This is a genomic window from Micromonospora sp. NPDC005979 (assembly GCF_040614415.1).
Classification (GTDB): domain Bacteria; phylum Actinomycetota; class Actinomycetes; order Mycobacteriales; family Micromonosporaceae; genus Micromonospora.
The window spans coordinates 212,322-229,965 of the sequence record NZ_JBEXUR010000008.1 but is presented as its reverse complement, the minus strand read 5'-3'; the positions used below and the strand labels follow the sequence as shown (position 1 = coordinate 229,965).

At 71.2% G+C, this 17,644-nt stretch carries 15 protein-coding genes; 8 read left to right on the top strand and 7 right to left on the bottom strand.

The features are described from left to right. Positions 1 to 20 precede the first annotated feature (20 nt). The 5 genes from ABZ272_RS16000 to ABZ272_RS15980 all read right to left on the bottom strand — a co-directional run bounded on the left by ABZ272_RS16000 (position 21) and on the right by ABZ272_RS15980 (position 5,159). Complete coding sequence (locus ABZ272_RS16000; protein ID WP_355050699.1) at positions 21 to 1,283, bottom strand: ABC transporter permease; 1,263 nt, start codon at positions 1,281 to 1,283, stop codon at positions 21 to 23. Continuing rightward, on the bottom strand, positions 1,280 to 2,098 hold the full coding sequence (locus ABZ272_RS15995) for an ATP-binding cassette domain-containing protein (RefSeq protein WP_355050698.1): 819 nt from the start codon (positions 2,096 to 2,098) through the stop codon (positions 1,280 to 1,282). The genes ABZ272_RS16000 and ABZ272_RS15995 overlap by 4 nt, the downstream gene beginning before the upstream one ends. A 115-nt stretch (positions 2,099 to 2,213) precedes the next feature. Further along, positions 2,214 to 3,311, bottom strand: coding sequence for a substrate-binding domain-containing protein (locus ABZ272_RS15990; RefSeq protein WP_355050697.1), 1,098 nt, complete (start codon positions 3,309 to 3,311; stop codon positions 2,214 to 2,216). Positions 3,312 to 3,488: 177 nt separating this feature from the next. Further along, the gene (ybaK, locus tag ABZ272_RS15985) at positions 3,489 to 3,968 is read right to left on the bottom strand and encodes a Cys-tRNA(Pro) deacylase (RefSeq protein WP_355050696.1); all 480 of its coding nucleotides are present in this window, start codon (positions 3,966 to 3,968) and stop codon (positions 3,489 to 3,491) included. 9 nt (positions 3,969 to 3,977) lie between these two features. Continuing rightward, positions 3,978 to 5,159 (bottom strand): methyltransferase domain-containing protein, encoded by a 1,182-nt coding sequence (locus tag ABZ272_RS15980; RefSeq protein WP_355050695.1) that lies wholly within the window; start codon positions 5,157 to 5,159, stop codon positions 3,978 to 3,980. 258 nt (positions 5,160 to 5,417) lie between these two features. Here ABZ272_RS15980 and groES point away from each other — a divergent pair, with 258 nt between their 5' ends. From groES to ABZ272_RS15965, 3 genes are all read left to right on the top strand, one after another. Further along, entirely contained in the window at positions 5,418 to 5,732 is a 315-nt protein-coding gene (gene groES, locus ABZ272_RS15975) for a co-chaperone GroES (protein WP_030330046.1), read from the top strand. A gap of 70 nt (positions 5,733 to 5,802) precedes the next feature. Beyond that, positions 5,803 to 7,440 (top strand): chaperonin GroEL, encoded by a 1,638-nt coding sequence (gene groL / locus ABZ272_RS15970; protein ID WP_355050694.1) that lies wholly within the window; start codon positions 5,803 to 5,805, stop codon positions 7,438 to 7,440. Positions 7,441 to 7,566: 126 nt separating this feature from the next. Further along, positions 7,567 to 9,132 carry a molybdopterin-dependent oxidoreductase gene (locus tag ABZ272_RS15965; RefSeq protein ID WP_355050693.1) on the top strand — a complete coding sequence of 522 codons (1,566 nt, stop codon included), beginning with the start codon at positions 7,567 to 7,569 and terminating at the stop codon, positions 9,130 to 9,132. A gap of 465 nt (positions 9,133 to 9,597) precedes the next feature. Here the strand turns inward: ABZ272_RS15965 and ABZ272_RS15960 are convergent, their stop codons facing one another. After that, complete coding sequence (locus ABZ272_RS15960; RefSeq protein WP_355050692.1) at positions 9,598 to 9,981, bottom strand: WhiB family transcriptional regulator; 384 nt, start codon at positions 9,979 to 9,981, stop codon at positions 9,598 to 9,600. Positions 9,982 to 10,237: 256 nt separating this feature from the next. Here ABZ272_RS15960 and ABZ272_RS15955 point away from each other — a divergent pair, with 256 nt between their 5' ends. Further along, the gene (locus ABZ272_RS15955; RefSeq protein ID WP_355050691.1) at positions 10,238 to 11,056 is read left to right on the top strand and encodes a response regulator transcription factor; all 819 of its coding nucleotides are present in this window, start codon (positions 10,238 to 10,240) and stop codon (positions 11,054 to 11,056) included. 19 nt (positions 11,057 to 11,075) lie between these two features. On the opposite strand, the gene ABZ272_RS15950 is transcribed toward ABZ272_RS15955, so the two are convergent. Then, entirely contained in the window at positions 11,076 to 11,501 is a 426-nt protein-coding gene (locus ABZ272_RS15950; protein WP_355050690.1) for a DUF5319 domain-containing protein, read from the bottom strand. 186 nt (positions 11,502 to 11,687) lie between these two features. Here ABZ272_RS15950 and guaB point away from each other — a divergent pair, with 186 nt between their 5' ends. The 4 genes from guaB (at position 11,688) to ABZ272_RS15930 (ending at position 17,540) form a co-directional block, all read left to right on the top strand. Further along, positions 11,688 to 13,250, top strand: a complete 1,563-nt coding sequence (gene guaB / locus ABZ272_RS15945) for an IMP dehydrogenase (protein WP_355050689.1) — start codon at positions 11,688 to 11,690, stop codon at positions 13,248 to 13,250. A gap of 30 nt (positions 13,251 to 13,280) precedes the next feature. After that, on the top strand, positions 13,281 to 14,399 hold the full coding sequence (locus tag ABZ272_RS15940; protein ID WP_355050688.1) for a GuaB3 family IMP dehydrogenase-related protein: 1,119 nt from the start codon (positions 13,281 to 13,283) through the stop codon (positions 14,397 to 14,399). A 151-nt stretch (positions 14,400 to 14,550) separates the two neighbouring features. Next, complete coding sequence (locus ABZ272_RS15935; protein WP_355050687.1) at positions 14,551 to 15,972, top strand: M1 family metallopeptidase; 1,422 nt, start codon at positions 14,551 to 14,553, stop codon at positions 15,970 to 15,972. Positions 15,973 to 16,079: 107 nt separating this feature from the next. Beyond that, positions 16,080 to 17,540: a M1 family metallopeptidase gene (locus tag ABZ272_RS15930; RefSeq protein ID WP_355050686.1), complete on the top strand. Its 1,461-nt coding sequence runs from the start codon at positions 16,080 to 16,082 to the stop codon at positions 17,538 to 17,540. Positions 17,541 to 17,644 lie beyond the last annotated feature (104 nt).

The following is a 17,644-nucleotide window of genomic DNA, read 5'->3' as shown; positions in this document are numbered from 1 at the left end:
TGGTGCTACCTCCCACGCGGTCAGCGGGTGCCGGTGGCTGCCGCGCGGCGGCGGGAGAGGGCGTCGACGCTGGCGGCGAGCAGCAGCACGACGCCGGTGACCACGTACTTGACTCCCGCGGTGTATCCCATCAGGCCCATTCCGTTTTCGATGACCGCGACCACCGCGCCGCCGAGTACGGCGTCCAGGACGCGACCCTTGCCACCGAAGAGGCTGGTGCCACCGATGACGGCCGCGCCGACTGCGTAGAGGAGTACGTTACTGCCCCCCGTGTTCGGGTCGACCGAGTTGGCCCGGCTGGCGGCCACGATGCCTCCGACGGCGGCCATCGACGAGCAGATCACGAAGGCCGAGATCCGGATGCGGTCGACGCCGATTCCGGCCCGGCGGGCCGCTTCCCGGTTGCCGCCCACGGCGTAGACGTGCCGGCCGTAGCTGGTGCGTTGCAGGACGAACGTCCACACGACCAGCAGCACCGCGATGATCGGCACCACGATCGGCACGCCCTTGAGCGAGCTGATCAGGACGTTGCGGCTGCGCTCCAGGTTGAGGACGTACACCGCCGCTCCGAGGATGACGGCGAGCCCGGCGATCCGCAGCGCCACCACGGCGATCGGGTCGCTGATCAGGCCGCGGGCCACCCGGTTGCGGTGCCGCAGCAGTTGCACCGCCGCGTAGCCGACGACCGCGATGACGGCCAGCGCCCAACCGAGGGTGGGGGCGAGGTTGCGGTTGGCGATGGCGACGAGCACGTCGTCGCGGACGGAGATGTTGGTGCCATCCTTCACCAGCAGCAGCACGATGCCCTGGAAGGCGAGGAAACCGGCGAGGGTGACCACGAAGGACGGAATGCCGATCTTCGCCACGAGCAGACCGATGGTGGTGCCGATGACCAAGCCGGTGGCGATCGCGGCGAGCACGGCGACCCACCAGGGGTAGCCGAGCACCGTGACCACATTGGCCAGTACCGCCGCGCAGACGCCGCTGGCGAAGCCGGCGGAGAGGTCGATCTCGCCGAGCAGCAGAACGAAGACCAGGCCCATCGCGATCACCGTGACCGCCGCGCCCTGGGTGAAGAGGTTGGCGAAGTTGCCCGCCGACAGGAACGACGAGGGCCGCATGACCGCGAACACGGTGCAGAGCACGATGAGGCCGAGGACTGCCGGCAACGCGCCGACGTCGCCACCGCGTACCCGGCTCAGGTAGTTGCGGGCGTGGCCCCCGACGGTCGGCGCCGGTGTGACGGCCGCCGGGCCGTCCTTGCGCACGGCGGTGGTGGTCATCGGTCGCCTCCTGAGATCGAATCGGCCGGCTGCGGGCCGTCGCCGTTGCTGCCCGGCTCGGTGGCGAGGCCGAGTCCGCCCGAGCGCCCGGCGGTGATCAGCTCAACGATCTGGGCGTGGGTGATGTCGGTGGTCTTCACCTGGGCGACCATCTGGCCGAGGTACAGCGCGGCGATCCGGTCGGCGACGGCGAAGACGTCGTTCATGTTGTGCGAGATGAGCACCACGGCCAGGCCGTTGTCGGCGAGGCGGCGGACGAGTTCGAGCACCTGGGCGGTCTGCGCCACGCCGAGCGCAGCGGTCGGCTCGTCCAGGATGACCAGTTTGCTGTTCCACAGCACCGCCTTGGCGATGGCCACGGTCTGGCGCTGACCACCGGAGAGGCTGGAGACGTGCTGGCGAAGCGAGGTGACGGTGCGGATGGAGAGTCCCGCCAGGGTCTCGGCGGCGAGCTGTTCCATGGTCGGCTCGTCCAGGACGATGCCGCTGTGCTTCTCCCGGCCGAGGAACATGTTCTGCACGATGTCCAGGTTGTCGCAGAGCGCGAGGTCCTGGTAGACGACCTCGATGCCGAGGGCGGCGGCGTCGCGGGGGCTGCCGATGTGCACCGGTTCGCCGTTGAACAGGAATTCGCCGGCGTCGGTGGGGTGGATGCCACTGATGCACTTCACCAGGGTCGACTTGCCGGCGCCGTTGTCGCCGACCAGCGCGGTCACTTCTCCCGGGTGGACGGTCAGGGCGACGTCGCGGAGCACCTGGACGGGACCGAAGCTCTTGTCGATCCCGCGGAGCTCCAGCAGGGGGGTCGCGGACACGGGGGTCTCCTTCTTAAGGGAGGGTCGGGGCCCGTCCGGCGGGCGCCGCCCGGCACGGGAGGGGTGCTCCCGTGCCGGGCGGCGGTGGTCGTCCCGGCGGGTACTGCGGCGTCGGTCAGCTGATGCCGGCGTCGGCGCAGGCCTTGGCGTACGCCGCGGTGCAGACCTCTTCCTTGGTCACGTAGCCGTCGGCGATGACGTCCTTGATGGTGTCCTTGTAGATGGCCTTGGGGGTGAGCAGCACCGACGGGACGTCGCGGTTGCCCTCCGGGTCCTTCACCGTCTGGCCGGTGTCCTTCTTCTCGCCCTTGGCGAGCGAGATGGCCAGGTCGGACGCGGCCTTCGCCTCTTCGCGGACGGCCTTGTAGACGGTCATGCACTGGTCACCGGCGAGGATGTTCTGCAGGCCCTCGGTGCTGGCGTCCTGACCGGTCACCGGCACCTTGCCGTTGAGCTTGTTCTTCTTCAGGATCGAGATGGCGGCGTTGCCGAGGCCGTCGTTGGCGGCGAGCACACCGTCGATCTTGCCGTTGGCCTTGGTGAGCTGCTGCTCGAAGATCGTCGCGGCCTGGGCGTTGTCCCACGCCGGCACGGCGTCCTCAGGGCCCTTGACGTATTCCTTGGAGTCGAACTTCGGCTTGAGCACCGAGTCGTACCCGTTCTTGAACAGGGTGGCGTTGTTGTCGGTGGGGGAGCCGTTCAGGTACGCCACGACGGGGTTCTTGGCGCCCTTCTCGGTGAGGCACTTCGACAGGCCCTCGCCCTGGAGCTTGCCGACGACCTCGTTGTCGAAGCTGACGTAGTACTGGGCGGAGCCGCCCAGGGTCAGCCGGTCGTAGTCGATGGTGGCGACGCCCTGCGACTTGGCCTTGTCGAGCACGGCCTTGCCGGTGCCGGAGTCCAGGTTGACGATCATCAGAGCGGTGACGCCGCTGGTGATCATCTGGTCGGCGATGGTCTGGAAGGCGGTCTTGTCGTTCTGGGCGTTCTGGATGTCGTACTTGACGCCGGCGGCCTTGAACGCCTCCTCCAGGAACCGACGGTCCGCGGTCTCCCAGCGGGCCGAGGACTTGCTGTCCGGGAGGATCACGCCGATCTTCGGGGTCTTGGCGGAGCCGCCGGCGTCGGAGCCGGAGTCGTCGTCGCCGCACGCGGTCAAACCGCCGGTCGCGAGCAGGCCCACGGCGGCGATGGTGAGGATCCCCTTACGCATGTGCAGGGTCCTTTCGGAGGTGGGGGAGGTGTTGTTTTGTTGTGTCCGGCAACGTATTCCGCGTCACACTGGCACCACAAGACCACGCAGGTCCCAAGTTTGTTGGAAGCGATAACAATTCAGCAACGCGACTGTTACTCGCCGAACATCCCACGAAAAGGGGGATGTAACGACAGCTCAGCGGGCCTGCAACGGCGCGGTACGGGCCGCCGTGAGCGCCACCAGGTCCGCCGCCGCCAGTTCGAGTTGCAGCCCGCGCCGACCAGCGGAGACGTAGATCGTCGCGAGGTCCAGTGCGGAGTCGTCGAGCACGGTGGGCAGCCGCCGACGCTGCCCGAGCGGGCTGATCCCGCCCCGCACGTAACCGGTGGCCCGCTCGGCGACCGTCCGCTCGGCGAGCGCCGCCCGCTTGCCGCCGACCGCCGCCGCGAGCGCCTTGAGGTCCAGCTCACCGGTCACCGGTACGACCGCCACGGTGAGGACACCGTCCACCTCGGTCACCAGCGACTTGAAGACCCGCTCCGGAGCCACGCCGAGCGCCGCCGCCACCAGGGCGCCGTAGTTCGGGGCGTCCGGTGCCACCCGGTAGGGGTGGGTGCGGTGCGCGATCCCGCGCTTGGCCAGCAGTGCCGTTGCCGGAGTGCCCTGTCCCGCCACGTTCCCAACCTAAACGACTGGCTGGCCGATCAGCACGGTCGGCGCTCCGGCCACCCGGGTGAGCACCAGGCTCGCCGCCTGGTCGCCCGCCAGGCGCAGGTCCCGCCGCAACTGCTCCGGCGTCAGCGCCGAACCCCGTTTGAGGATCTCCACCCGGCCCACCCGACGCTCGCGCAGCAGTGCCCGCAGGCGCTTGAGCGAGAACGGCAGCACGTCGGTGATCTCCAGACAGCGCGCGTACGGGGTGCGGGTCGGCTGGTCGGCGTACAGGTACGCGATGCTCGGGTCGGCCAGGCTGGCGTCCAGCTCCGTGGCCAGCTCGGCCACGAGGTGCGCGCGGACCACCGCCGGGTCCGGGTCGTACAGGTAGCGGCGCGCGGGCGCGACCGGCGCCTCCGTGTCGCCCGAGCCGGTGAGCTGGTGGATCTCCCTCCGGTACACGCTGGCGCGGCGGGGCACCTCGGCCAACTCGCCGCACCAGAGCGCGGCCTCGACCAGGTCGCCGTCCACGGAGACCCACTCCGCCTCCGCGCCGGCCGGGATGAGCGCGTGATCCAGGCCCGGCGCCACCTTCACCACCGTGCGCGGCACCCGCTCGGCCAGGCCGGTCACGAAGTCCCAGGGCGGCGAGTAGGCGCGCGGGTCGAAGATCCGTCGTCCGGTGCCGGTGGCCCGTCGGGCCGGGTCGCAGAAGACGGCGTCCACCCGGGACACGTCGAACGCGGTCGCGTCGCCGCACTCGACGGTGAACAGGTCGGCCAGCCCGGCTGCGGCCGCGTTGGCGGCCGCCATCGCCGCGGTCACCGGGTCGGCCTCCACCCCGTACACCCGGATGCCGGCACGGGCGGCGGCCAGCGCGTCCGCGCCGAGGCCGCACCCGAGGTCGGCCAGGGTGCGCACGCCGGCCGCGGACAACCGGGCGGCACGCCGGTCGGCGACCACCCGGCGGGTGGCCTGTTCCAGGCCGGGCCGGGTGAGGAACATCCCGGCGGCGGCCGCGCCGAACTTGCCGACCGCCCGGTGGCGCAGCTCGGCCTGGGTGAGGGCCGCCGCCGCCAGCGTGGGGGGCACCCCGGCCGCGCGGAGAGCCGACGCCGCGGTCAGTGGATCGCCGCCGGTCAGCTCGGCCGCCGCCGTGAGGGCGGCCGACCCCTCGGGGGTACGCAGTGCCGCCAACTGATCGAGATCCACCTGCCCATTCTCCCGACCGAGGGGAAAATACCGCTGGCGGGGCGCGACGCGCTGGCACTCTCCTTGACGGAGTGCTAGCCACGGAATAACCTGCGATTAGCACTCTCACCCTGAGGGTGCCAGCTTCCGGGTCTCGCGACCCGGATGCGCACGCCAGGCGGACCGGCACCCGCGACGACGGCCCCGCCCGGTGGCATGAGGCAGATTGACGCTGGTCAGCCCCGCTGGCCGGCAACGAAACCAGTACCCCAGGAGGGTATGCCCGTGACTACCGCGACCAAGGTTGCGATCAAGCCGCTCGAGGACCGCATCGTGGTCCAGGCGAACGAGGCTGAGACCACCACGGCGTCGGGCATCGTGATTCCCGACACCGCCAAGGAGAAGCCGCAGGAGGGCACCGTCCTCGCTGTCGGTCCGGGGCGCGTCGACGACAACGGCAACCGGGTCCCGGTTGACGTGCAGGTCGGCGACACCGTCCTCTACTCGAAGTACGGCGGCACCGAGGTCAAGTACGCCGGCGAGGAGTACCTGGTGCTCTCCGCCCGCGACGTCCTCGCGGTCATCGAGAAGTAAGCAACCGATCAGTGTCGTTGCCCCGGTCCGGCTCGCCGGGCCGGGGCAGCGGCGCTTCGAAGGGACATTCATGGCGAAGATCCTCAGCTTCTCGGACGACGCCCGACACCTGCTGGAGCATGGTGTCAACGCCCTCGCTGACGCGGTCAAGGTCACCCTCGGACCGCGCGGGCGCAACGTCGTCCTGGACAAGAAGTTCGGTGCGCCGACGATCACCAACGATGGCGTGACCATCGCGAAGGAGATCGAGCTCACCAACCCCTACGAGAACCTCGGCGCGCAGCTGGTCAAGGAGGTGGCGACCAAGACCAACGACGTCGCCGGCGACGGGACCACCACCGCGACCGTGCTGGCGCAGGCGATGGTCCGTGAGGGCCTGCGCAACGTGACCGCCGGGACCAACCCGGCCGGCCTCAAGCGGGGCATCGACGCGGCGGCCGCCAAGGTCTCCGAGGCGCTGCTCGGCAAGGCCGTCGAGGTCTCCAACAAGGAGTCGATCGCGAACGTGGCGACGATCTCCGCGCAGGACGCCACCATCGGCGAGCTGATCGCCGAGGCGATGGAGCGGGTCGGCCGCGACGGTGTCATCACCGTCGAGGAGGGCTCGATGCTCACCACCGAGCTGGACGTGACCGAGGGTCTCCAGTTCGACAAGGGCTTCATCTCGCCGAACTTCGTCACCGATCTGGAGGGTCAGGAGTCCGTCCTCGAGGACGCGTACATCCTGGTCACCACCCAGAAGATCTCGGCGATCGAGGAGCTGCTCCCGCTGCTGGAGAAGGTCCTGCAGAACAGCAAGCCCCTGCTGATCATCGCCGAGGACGTGGACGGTCAGGCGCTCTCCACCCTGGTGGTCAACTCGCTGCGCAAGACCCTCAAGGTCTGCGCGGTCAAGGCCCCGGGCTTCGGCGACCGGCGCAAGGCCATGCTCCAGGACATCGCGATCTCCACCGGCGCCGAGCTGGTCGCCCCGGAGCTGGGCTACAAGCTCGACCAGGTCGGCCTGGAGGTGCTCGGCACCGCCCGGCGCGTCGTGGTCGACAAGGAGAACACCACGATCGTCGACGGCGGCGGCCAGAAGACCGAGGTCGACGACCGGGTGGCGCAGATCCGCAAGGAGATCGAGGCCTCCGACTCCGACTGGGACCGGGAGAAGCTGGCCGAGCGGCTGGCGAAGCTCTCCGGCGGCATCGCCGTGATCAAGGTGGGCGCGGCGACCGAGGTCGAGATGAAGGAGCGCAAGCACCGCATCGAGGACGCCATCGCGGCGACCAAGGCCGCGGTCGAGGAGGGCACCGTGCCCGGCGGCGGCGCCGCCCTGGTGCAGATCCTCCCCGTGCTCGACGACGACCTGGGTTTCACCGGCGAGGAGAAGGTCGGCGTCTCGATCGTGCGCAAGGCGCTGGTCGAGCCGCTGCGCTGGATCGCGCAGAACGCCGGCCACGACGGCTACGTCGTGACCCAGAAGGTCGCCGGCATGCAGTGGGGCAACGGCCTCGACGCGGCCACCGGCGAGTACGGCGACCTGGTCAAGTCCGGCATCATCGACCCGGTGAAGGTGACCCGCAACGCCGTCACCAACGCCGCCTCGATCGCCGGTCTGCTGCTCACCACGGAGAGCCTCGTGGTGGAGAAGCCGGAGCAGGCCGAGCCGGCCGCCGCCGGTGGCGGGCACGGCCACGGCCACCAGCACGGCCCGGGCTTCTGACCCGGTAGCGACACCCGTTCCGGGGCACACCGCCGTACGGCGGTGTGCCCCGGTTTCGTCCGCGCGAGCATTACCAAGCGATGACGTCGTTGGCGGTCGGCCGAGATGATCGCGCACACTGGGCCGATGAGCACGACGTCACGGCGGTACGCCGCGCTGGCCGGAGTCACCGCCGCCGCCGTCGCGATCGGCATCGCGGAGCCGGTGGCGGTGCTGACCGGCCCCCGGTCGGCGCCACTGGTCGCGGTCGGCGGGGTGGTCGTCGACGCCGTTCCCGAGCCGCTCAAGCAGTTCGCCATCGACGTCTTCGGCACCGCCGACAAGATCGCCCTGCTGACCGGAACAGCCCTGCTGCTGGGCGGGTTCGCGGCCCTCTTCGGAATGCTGGCGGTCCGCCGGCTGGCCCTGGGCCTGGCCGGTATCGCGGCGTTCGGCGCCGTCGGTGTGGCCGCCGCGCTGACCCGGCCCGGCGCGGACGTCTTCGACGCGCTGCCGTCGCTGGTCGGCGGCGGGCTCGGCGCACTGGTGCTCTGGCTGTTCATCGCCGGCCCGTTCGAGCTGGACCCCTGGCCGTGGGACCCACCCACGCCGGTGACGCCGGCCGCGCCGGTCGAGGGTGTCGACCCGGAGTCGCGCCGACGGTTCCTCACCGGCACCGGAGTGCTGCTCGGTACGGCGGCCGTGGCCGGTCTCGGCGGCCGTTGGCTGGCCGGACGGCGGGGTGTCTCGGCCGCCCGGGACGCGATCCGGCTGCCCGCCCCGGCCGTCCCCGCGCCGGCCGTGCCGGCGGGAGCGGACCTGTCCCTGGCTCAGCTCGCGCCGTACGTCACCCCGAACTCCGGGTTCTACCGGATCGACACCGCCCTGGTGGTGCCGCAGGTGAATCCGGACACCTGGCGGCTGCGCATTCACGGCCGGGTGGGTACCGAGCGCACCTACACCTACGCGGACCTGCTGGCCCGGCCGCTGGTCGAGCGGTACGTCACGCTGGCCTGCGTCTCCAACGAGGTCGGCGGCGACCTGATCGGCAACGCGCGCTGGCTCGGCGTACCGCTGCGGGAACTGCTGGACGAGGCCCAACCGGACGAGGACGCCGACCAGGTCGTCGGCCGGTCGGTCGACGGCTGGACCTGCGGCACCCCCACCGCAGCCCTGCGCGACGGGCGGGACGCGCTGCTGGCGATCGGCATGAACGGTGAACCGCTGCCGGTCCAGCACGGCTTCCCGGTGCGGATGGTGGTGCCCGGTCTCTACGGCTACGTGTCGGCCTGCAAGTGGGTGACCGAGCTGGAGCTGACGCGCTTCGCCGACTTCGACGCGTACTGGGTGCCGCGCGGTTGGTCCGCCCAGGGGCCGATCAAGACCCAGTCGCGGATCGACGCGCCACGACGGCGCAACCGGCTGACCGCGGGCCCGGTGACGGTGGCCGGGGTGGCCTGGGCGCAGCACCGGGGCATCAGCCGGGTCGAGGTACGCGTCGACGACGGCCCCTGGCAGGAGGCGGCGCTGGCCCCCACAGTGTCGGTGGACACCTGGGTCCAGTGGTCCTGGCGCTGGGACGCCACGCCGGGCGAGCACCGTCTTCAGGTCCGGGCAACGGACGCGACCGGCGAGACCCAGACCGAGCGCACCCAGAGCGTCGCCCCCGACGGCGCCACCGGCTGGCACACCGTCCCCGTCAACGTCCGCTGATCTGGCCCACGGCCGTGCGCTGAGGCCGTCGGCGGGCCACGCGCTGAGGCTGTCGAAGGGCCTCGCGCTGAGGCTGTCGTCGGTGGCCGTCCGCTGAGGCCGTTGGGAGCCTTGCGCCGAGCCCATCGGCGGCCGATGGAGGACCTACCCTTCGTGCGTCCTTTGCTCTGCTTCAACCCAGGAAACACGCCGTGTCCGCTATTCGGACAGGGCGTGTTTCCTCCGCTGAAGCAGAGCAAAGGACGTCGGGCGTACCGGTGGGCCGAGCAAAGGACGGTGGGCCCGCCGGTGGGCAGAGCGAAAGGCCGTCCCACACATCTGGGGCGTCGCAGTAGGCCTGGCATGGCGGCGAAGCGGGCGGCGGCGCCGGTCCGCCGCCCGTCAGCAGTTGCCTCGCGGTCGTGGTGACGCGAAACCGCGCTCCCCATCGGGAGTGCGGTTTCGGGGAAGTGCTGTGTTGTCGGGTCAGGCTACGTTGCGCTGAGCCGGGACCGTGGACTTGTGCGGGCGGCCCAGGCGGGCCTCCAGGCGGGCCACGTCGACCCGGATCTGCCGGCGGTCCGCCAGGTCCTCCCAGCCAACGGCGAGTAGGCGCAGCCGCTCGGACTCGCTGAAGCCGCCCCACACGCCGTACGGCTCGCGGACCGACAGCGCGTGTGCGGCGCACTCGGCGCGGACCGGGCAGGCGCGGCAGACCGACTTGGCCTGGGACTCCCGCCGCAGCCGCGAGGACCCACGCTCACCGTCCGGGTGAAAGAACTGAGCGCTGTCCCGGCCTCGGCAGGCACCGAGCCGCTGCCAGTCCCAGAGGTCGACGATGGGTCCGGGCAGTCTACGTACGTTCGACATCAGCACCCCTCCTCCCGCGCGGCACCGCGAGAATGCTTGTGGCCGGCTTCCGGGCGGCGGGCCGCGCAGGCGCACCGTTCCCGGCCTGGACCCCCCGGTACCCGGGTCGTTGCTCGCTCACACGTCTGTGATCGAAAACCCCTGGCAACTTGCGGCTTTTGCCCCATCTGTCGGAAAAGTTCAGATGATTGCCGGGAACCTCCTCCCCAGCCGACCCCGTCATGGTCTGCTCGTGTGCGGAGAGGAGACCATCACAGTGCGTACCGTTCTTGTGTGCGTTCGGACACCGCTCGCGGCTCAGCACCTCACTTCTGCTGCCGCGCGGCTGGGTTTGTCCGCGATCGTTCGTACCGCCGTCTCCGATCCCGAGGTGATGCTGCGCCTGGCCGAACGACCGGCCGACGTGGTTCTGGCCGACACGGCCCTCACCCGGCCGGACAGCGCGGGCTTCGTCCGCCGGGTGCTGGCCCGCGCGCCGCAGGCCGCGGTCGTGCTCCTCGGTACCGAGGAATCCGAGGCGGCGGCCGCCACCATCAGCGCCGGCGCCCGTGGGTTGATCCAGAACGCCGACCACGACCTCACCAGCGCGGTGGCGAAGGCCTTGCTCCTGCTGACCGCGCCCGGCCGGGCCTCCCGGCAGCGGGTCACCGACCCGGCGCGGGATGCGGCGGCGGTCGGTGGCTCGGCCCGCTCCACTCCGTCGGTACGCGGCGCCGCAGAGCCCGGCTGGACCGCCGCGACCGGCGACGGGCCGGCGGGCGTCGCCTCGGTACCGGTGCAGCGGGGCGACGACGAGGCCGAGTCGGCGACCGACGGGACCGCCACCGGGCAGTCCGACTCCACCCGGCCCGGCGCGGGCGTTCGTGGCGGCCGGTCGTCGGTCGGGCTCACCGAACGGGAACTCCAGGTGCTGCTGGGCATGGCCGAGGGCAAGAGCAACGCGGAGATCGGCCGGGAACTGTTCGTCTCGGAGGACACCGTCAAGACACACGCGCGCCGGCTGTTCCGCAAGCTCGGCGCCCGGGACCGCGCCCACGCGGTCGCCGCCGGCTTCCGGGCCGGCCTGGTCTCCTGACGCTGGGGCCGGCGGAACCTCAGTCGGCGGTGGTGGCGGCGCCCGGGTCCGGATCGTCCTCGGTGCCCTCGGTCAGGGTGTCGTGCACCCCGTCGGCGTATCCACGCGCGTAGTCCCAGGTCACGTAGTGGTCAGGATCCGGGTCGTACGCCGGCTCGTGCACCCGGGGCCGCCCCGAGTTGAGCAGGTGCCGCAGGTTGCCCCGGAGCAGGTCCCAGTCGAAGTAGTGGGGTTCCCGGCAGTCCTCGCATTCGATGACCAGCCCGCGCACCCCGATGGGCGCCAGCAGGGCCTGGTAGATCTCCAGGTCGGCGAGGTCCTCCAGCACATCCTGCCGCTCGACGTCGGTCAGCGGATCCGGCGTCGTGTCGTCGCCCGGATCGTCCAGCCCGGCGGTGGGGTCGGCCGGGTCGCCGTTGAACGGGTCGATGGGCTCGTCGTGCACCCCCTCACCGTAGACCCAACGCGGCGGGAACGTCCGCCCCCGGGCACCGCGCCCAGGCAACCGCCGCCGATCCAGGTCGCGCAGGTCACTGGGTACGATGGGACGACGTGCCGGCACCGTGGCGTGTTCCGGTGCCCGCCCGCGCCACCTCGCTGAAGCCCATCCGAGCAGCTCAGGGGAGCAATCGTGGAAAATTCGCCCAGTACCGATCTTCCGGCCGGCGTCGAGCACGCCGACCTGGGCGGCCACCTGCCCGAGCTGCCCACCGGCTCGGCCCGGGTCGTTCCGCTCGGGCTCACCTTCGACGACGTGCTGCTCCAGCCGGGCGAGTCGGACGTGGTGCCCAGCCGGGTCAACACCCGGACGAAGCTCACCCGCAACGTCGAACTGACCGTCCCGCTGCTCTCCAGCGCCATGGACACGGTCACCGAGGCGCGGATGGCGATCGCCATGGCCCGCCAGGGTGGCATCGGCGTGCTGCACCGCAACCTGTCCCTGGAGGACCAGGCGCTCCAGGTCGACCTGGTGAAGCGCTCCGAGTCCGGCATGATCACCAACCCGGTGACCGCCAGCCCGGACGACACGCTGAGCGAGGTCGACGAGCTGTGCGGGCGGTACCGCATCTCCGGCGTCCCGGTGGTGGACGGCAATGGCCAGTTGGTCGGCATCGTGACCAACCGCGACATGCGCTTCGTCACCGAGCCGGACACCCCGGTCCGCGAGATCATGACCCGGACTCCGCTGGTCACCGCCCCGGTCGGGGTGAGCAAGGACGACGCGCTGGCGCTGCTGCGCCAGCACAAGGTCGAGAAGCTGCCGATCGTGGACGACTCCGGCCGGCTGCGCGGGCTGATCACCGTGAAGGACTTCACCAAGAGCGAGCAGTACCCGAACGCCACCAAGGACGACGCCGGCCGGCTGCGGGTGGCCGCCGCCGTGGGTGTGGGCGAGGACGCGTACAAGCGGGCGCGCACGCTTGTCGACGCCGGTGTCGACGTGCTGATCGTGGACACGGCGCACGGGCACCAGCGGGCCGTGCTGGACATGGTCCGCCGGCTCAAGAAGGACGTGACGATCGACATCGTGGGCGGCAACGTGGCCACGTACGCCGGCGCGAGTGCGCTGGTCGAGGCCGGCGCCGACGGCATCAAGGTGGGTGTGGGCCCGGGTGCGATCTGCACCACCCGGATCGTCGCCGGCGTCGGCGTCCCGCAGATCACCGCGATCATGGAGGCGGCCCGTGCCGCCCGTCCGGCCGGCGTGCCGGTGATCGGTGACGGTGGCATCCAGTACTCGGGCGACATCGCCAAGGCCCTGGTCGCCGGCGCGGACACCGTGATGCTCGGCAGCCTGCTGGCCGGCTGCGAGGAGAGCCCCGGCGAGCTGATCTTCATCAACGGCAAGCAGTACAAGGCGTACCGCGGGATGGGCTCGCTCGGCGCGATGCAGTCCCGGGGGCAGGCCAAGTCGTACTCCAAGGACCGGTACTTCCAGCAGGACGTTCTCGCCGAGGACAAGCTGGTCCCCGAGGGCGTCGAGGGCCAGGTGCCCTACCGGGGCCCGCTGTCCGCGGTCGCCCACCAGCTCATCGGCGGGCTGCGGGCCGCCATGGGGTACGTCGGCGCGGAGAGCATCCCCGAGCTGCACCGGCGTGGCCAGCTGATCCGGATCACCGCGGCCGGGCTCAAGGAGAGCCACCCGCACGACATCCAGATGACCGTCGAGGCGCCCAACTACCACTCCCGCTGACCCCACCACCCCCAACAATCTGGAGTCCCCATGCGTGACGTGGTCGAGATCGGGCTGGGCAAGACCGCGCAGCGCGGCTACCACCTGGACGACATCGCCATCGTGCCGAGCCGCCGGACCCGGGACGTCGACGACGTCTCGACCGCGTGGCAGCTCGACGCGTACCCGTTCGGCATCCCCTGCGTCGGGCACCCCTCGGACGCCACGATGAGTCCGTCGTCGGCGGTCCGGTTGGGTCAGCTCGGCGGTCTCGGTGTGCTCAACGTCGAGGGTCTGTGGACCCGCTACGAGAACCCGACGAAGGTGCTGGACGAGCTGGCCGGCCTCGACGAGGACGCCCGTGCCACCAAGCGCCTCCAGGAGGTCTACGCGGAGCCGATCCGTCCCGACCTGATCGCCGAGCGGGTGCGCGAGCTGCGCGCCGGCGGCGGCACGGTGGCGGTGCGGGTCTCCCCGCAGCACACCCTCGCGCTGGCGCCGGTGATCCTGGACGCCGGGGTGGACATCCTGGTCATCCAGGGCACCATCGTCTCGGCCGAGCACGTGTCGACGACCGACGAGCCGCTGAACCTCAAGGAGTTCATCGCCGACCTCGACCTGCCGGTGATCGTCGGCGGCTGCACCGACTACAAGACGGCGCTGCACCTGATGCGGACCGGCGCGGCCGGCGTGATCGTGGGTATCGGCGGCGACGAGTGGTCGACGACCGAGTCGGTGCTGGGCATCCGGGTGCCGATGGCCACCGCCATCGCGGATGCCGCGGCGGCCCGCCGTGACTACCTGGACGAGACCGGTGGCCGGTACGTGCACCTGATCGCCGATGGTGACCTCCAGACCTCCGGTGACATCGCCAAGGCGCTCGGCTGCGGCGCGGACGCGGTGATGCTCGGTGAGCCGCTGTCGCTCTGCGACGAGGCCCCCGCCGGTGGCGCCTGGTGGCACTCGGCGGCGAGCCACCCGTCGCTGCCCCGGGGCGCCTTCGAGGTGTCCGGTGAGCCGCTCGGCTCGATGGAGCAGCTGCTCTTCGGGCCGGCGGACGAGGCGGACGGCCAGCTCAATCTGTTCGGTGGGCTGCGTCGGGCCATGGCCAAGTGCGGCTACCGCGACCTCAAGGAGTTCCAGAAGGTCGGCCTGGTCCTCGACCGCTGATCGCTCACGTCGTCGAAGGGCCGGCTCCGCCACCGTGCGGGGCCGGCCCTTCGCCGTCACCGTCGACGCCCTCGCCGTCGATTCGGGCCTCCGCCGGCGTGTCGGTGGCTACGCTCGGTCCTGACCCCGGGTGGCGCGGAAGGAGTGGTGCATGGTCCGGAGCGGACTGACGCCGCCGCGCCGTCGGCTGGCCGCCACTCTCACGGCTCTGAGCTGTGCCTTCGCGCTGACCACGGCCGGCTGCACGGGCGACGACGACGGCTTCCGGCCCGGTGCGGCGGACGCCGGCGACCCGTACGTCCCGGGCCGGGGCAACGGCGGTTACGACGTCACGCACTACGGGCTGGACGTCCGCTACGACCCGAGGACGGACCGGCTCACCGGTCGGGCCACCATCACGGCGACCGCCACCCAGGAGCTGTCCCGGTTCAACCTGGACCTGGTCGGCCTGAACGTCGACGGGGTCACGGTCGCCGGCAAGCGCGCCCAGCACCGACGCGACGACGGCGAGCTGGTCGTGACCCCGCGCGACGGGCTGACGCGCGGTCGGTCGTTCACGGTGACCGTCGACTACGCGGGCGTGCCCACCCCCGTCGACGACGGCGTGCTGGGCAGCGGCGGTTTCCTGCACACCGCCGACGGGGCCATCGCTCTCGGCCAGCCCGAATCGGCGGCCACCTGGTTCCCGGTCAACGACCACCCGTCGGACAAGGCCAGCTACGACATCGCGGTGACCGTCCCGGACGGACTGTCCGCGTTGAGCAACGGGGTGCCCGGCCCCCGGAGCAGCGCCGACGGGTGGACGACCTGGCGCTGGTCGGAGCGTACGCCGATGGCCAGCTACCTGAGCACCCTCGTGATCGGGAACTACCGGGTGGTCTCCGGCACCCACGCCGGGAGGCCGATGGTCACCGCCGTCGCGGCGAGCCTGCCGGCGAACGGTGGCGCGGCCGGCTCGGTGGCCCGCACCGGGGAGATCGTCGACTTCCTGGCCAGCCGCTTCGGTCCGTACCCCTTCGACTCGTACGGCGGGATCGTGGTCGCCGACGAGCGGATCGGGTACGCGTTGGAGACGCAGTCCCGGCCGGTCTACGGGCCTGCCTTCTTCACCGGCGACCACCCGAACCCCGGGGTGGTGGCGCACGAGCTGGCCCACCAGTGGTTCGGCGACAGCGTGTCCCTGCGCAGGTGGAGCGACATCTGGCTCAACGAGGGCTTCGCCAGTTACGCCGAGTGGCTGTGGGAGGAGCACGACGGCGGCCGGACCGCGCAGCGCAACTTCGAGCTGCAGTACGCGTCGACCGACTGGTCGGAGCCGTCGGTCGAGCCGGGCCGGGAGCGGATGTTCGGCACCGCCGTCTACAAGCGTGGCGCGCTCGCCGTGCACGCGCTACGCCGGACGGTCGGTGACGACACCTTCTTCCGCATCCTGCGCACGTGGACGTCGGAGCGGGCGTCCGGCACCGCCACCACCTCGGACTTCGTGGCGCTGGCCGAGCGGGTGGCCGACCGGCCGCTCCGGCCGCTCTTCGACGCCTGGCTGGTGGGCGGCGCCGCACCGACCCTGCCGTGACGGCCCCGTGATCATCTGTCGATAGGCTGCCGCCTGCGATCGGGCGGGAGCGCCGGTCGCGCGGGGTGGCGAGGCCCTCCCGCACCGGACGTACGGGGAGGTTCGTGATGCGGGGTACGCGGCACAGGCTGCGGGCGGGCGTCGGTCTGCTGGTGACCGGGGCGCTCGTGTTGTCCGGGTGCGACTCGTCCACTCCGGAGGCGGCACCGCCGTCGCCCAGCGCGTCCCCGACGCCGTCGCGGAACTTCACCGCCGGTGCGGCCGGAGTCGGCGATGCGTACTTCCCCAGCTACGGCAACGGCGGGTACGACGTCGGGAAGTACACCGTCAAGGTGCGCTACGACCCGGCGAAGGACCAGTTGACGGGTACGACCACCGTGCAGGCCACGGCGACCGCGGACCTGTCGACCTTCAACCTCGACCTGGCGGGCCTGACCGTCAAGACGGTCACTGTGGACGCCGCGCCGGCCACCCACACCCGGAACAAGAACGAGCTGGTCATCACGCCGGCGGCCGGCCTCATCACGGGCAACGGGTTCGTGGTGGAGGTCGCGTACGAGGGTGTGCCGAAGCCGCTGAAGAACGAGGTGCTCGGCGAGGGCGGGTTCCTGCACACCGCCGACGGCGCCATCGCCCTGGGTCAGCCCGAGTCGGCGAGCACCTGGTTCCCGGTCAACGACCACCCGTCGGACAAGGCGGCGTACGACTTCGAGATCACCGTCCCGCAGGGTCTCACCGCGGTCAGCAACGGCGTGCCGGGCGGTAGCACCACCACGGACGGTTGGACCACCTGGAAGTGGTCGGAGAAGTCGCCGATGGCCAGCTACCTGAGCAACGTGGTGATCGGCAAGTTCCGGATCACCACGGGTCAGCACAAGGGGAAGCCGGTCTACAGCGCGGTCACCACCAAGGTGGCCAAGGGCGCCTCCGACGCGTCCATCGCGAAGACCGTCAAGGTGGCCGACTACCTGGAGACCGTCTTCGGGCCGTACCCGTTCGACGCGTACGGCGGTGTGGTCGTCTCGGACAGCCGGATCGCGTACGCGCTGGAGACGCAGAGCCGCCCGGTCTACTCGGCCGGCTTCTTCCGGCGGGGCGAGAACACCGAGGTGGTCGCCCACGAGCTGGCCCACCAGTGGTTCGGCGACAGCGTGGCGCTGGCCAAGTGGGAGGACATCTGGCTCAACGAGGGCTTCGCGACGTACGCGGAGTGGCTCTGGGCGGAGCACACCAAGGAGTACACCGCCAAGCAGGCCTTCGACATCCGGTACCAGCGGGTGCCCGCCACGGTGTGGAAGACCCCGCCCGGCAAGCCGGGTGTGAAGGACCTGTTCAGCGAGTCGGTCTACCAGCGTGGCGGGATGACCCTGCACGCGCTGCGGGTGGCCGTCGGCGACAAGGCGTTCTTCGAGATCGTCAAGACCTGGGCGGCGGAGAAGCGCAACGGTGTCGCCACCACCGCCGAGTTCGTGGCCCTCGCCGAGCGGATCTCCGGCAAGCAGCTCGACGCGCTCTTCGACGCGTGGTTGTACGGCGCCAAGAAGCCCGCCCAGCCCAAGAAGCTCTGACCCCCACTCCCCGCGATCTTGCACTTTCTGCGCCGGCAAAAGGGGCGAGTGCGGCCCAATCGGCAACCGAAAGTGCAAGATCGCGGGGGTTCAGGGGGCCGGGC

Excerpts from the sequence above, each read along its gene's own strand:
- ABZ272_RS16000 (WP_355050699.1), bottom strand. The coding sequence starts at position 1,283 with ATGACCACCACCGCCGTGCGCAAGGACGGCCCGGCGGCCGTCACACCG.
- ABZ272_RS15990 (WP_355050697.1), bottom strand. The coding sequence starts at position 3,311 with ATGCGTAAGGGGATCCTCACCATCGCCGCCGTGGGCCTGCTCGCGACC.
- groES (WP_030330046.1), top strand. The coding sequence starts at position 5,418 with ATGCCCGTGACTACCGCGACCAAGGTTGCGATCAAGCCGCTCGAGGAC.
- groL (WP_355050694.1), top strand. The coding sequence starts at position 5,803 with ATGGCGAAGATCCTCAGCTTCTCGGACGACGCCCGACACCTGCTGGAG.
- ABZ272_RS15965 (WP_355050693.1), top strand. The coding sequence starts at position 7,567 with ATGAGCACGACGTCACGGCGGTACGCCGCGCTGGCCGGAGTCACCGCC.
- ABZ272_RS15960 (WP_355050692.1), bottom strand. The coding sequence starts at position 9,981 with ATGTCGAACGTACGTAGACTGCCCGGACCCATCGTCGACCTCTGGGAC.
- ABZ272_RS15940 (WP_355050688.1), top strand. The coding sequence starts at position 13,281 with ATGCGTGACGTGGTCGAGATCGGGCTGGGCAAGACCGCGCAGCGCGGC.
- ABZ272_RS15935 (WP_355050687.1), top strand. The coding sequence starts at position 14,551 with ATGGTCCGGAGCGGACTGACGCCGCCGCGCCGTCGGCTGGCCGCCACT.
- ABZ272_RS15930 (WP_355050686.1), top strand. The coding sequence starts at position 16,080 with ATGCGGGGTACGCGGCACAGGCTGCGGGCGGGCGTCGGTCTGCTGGTG.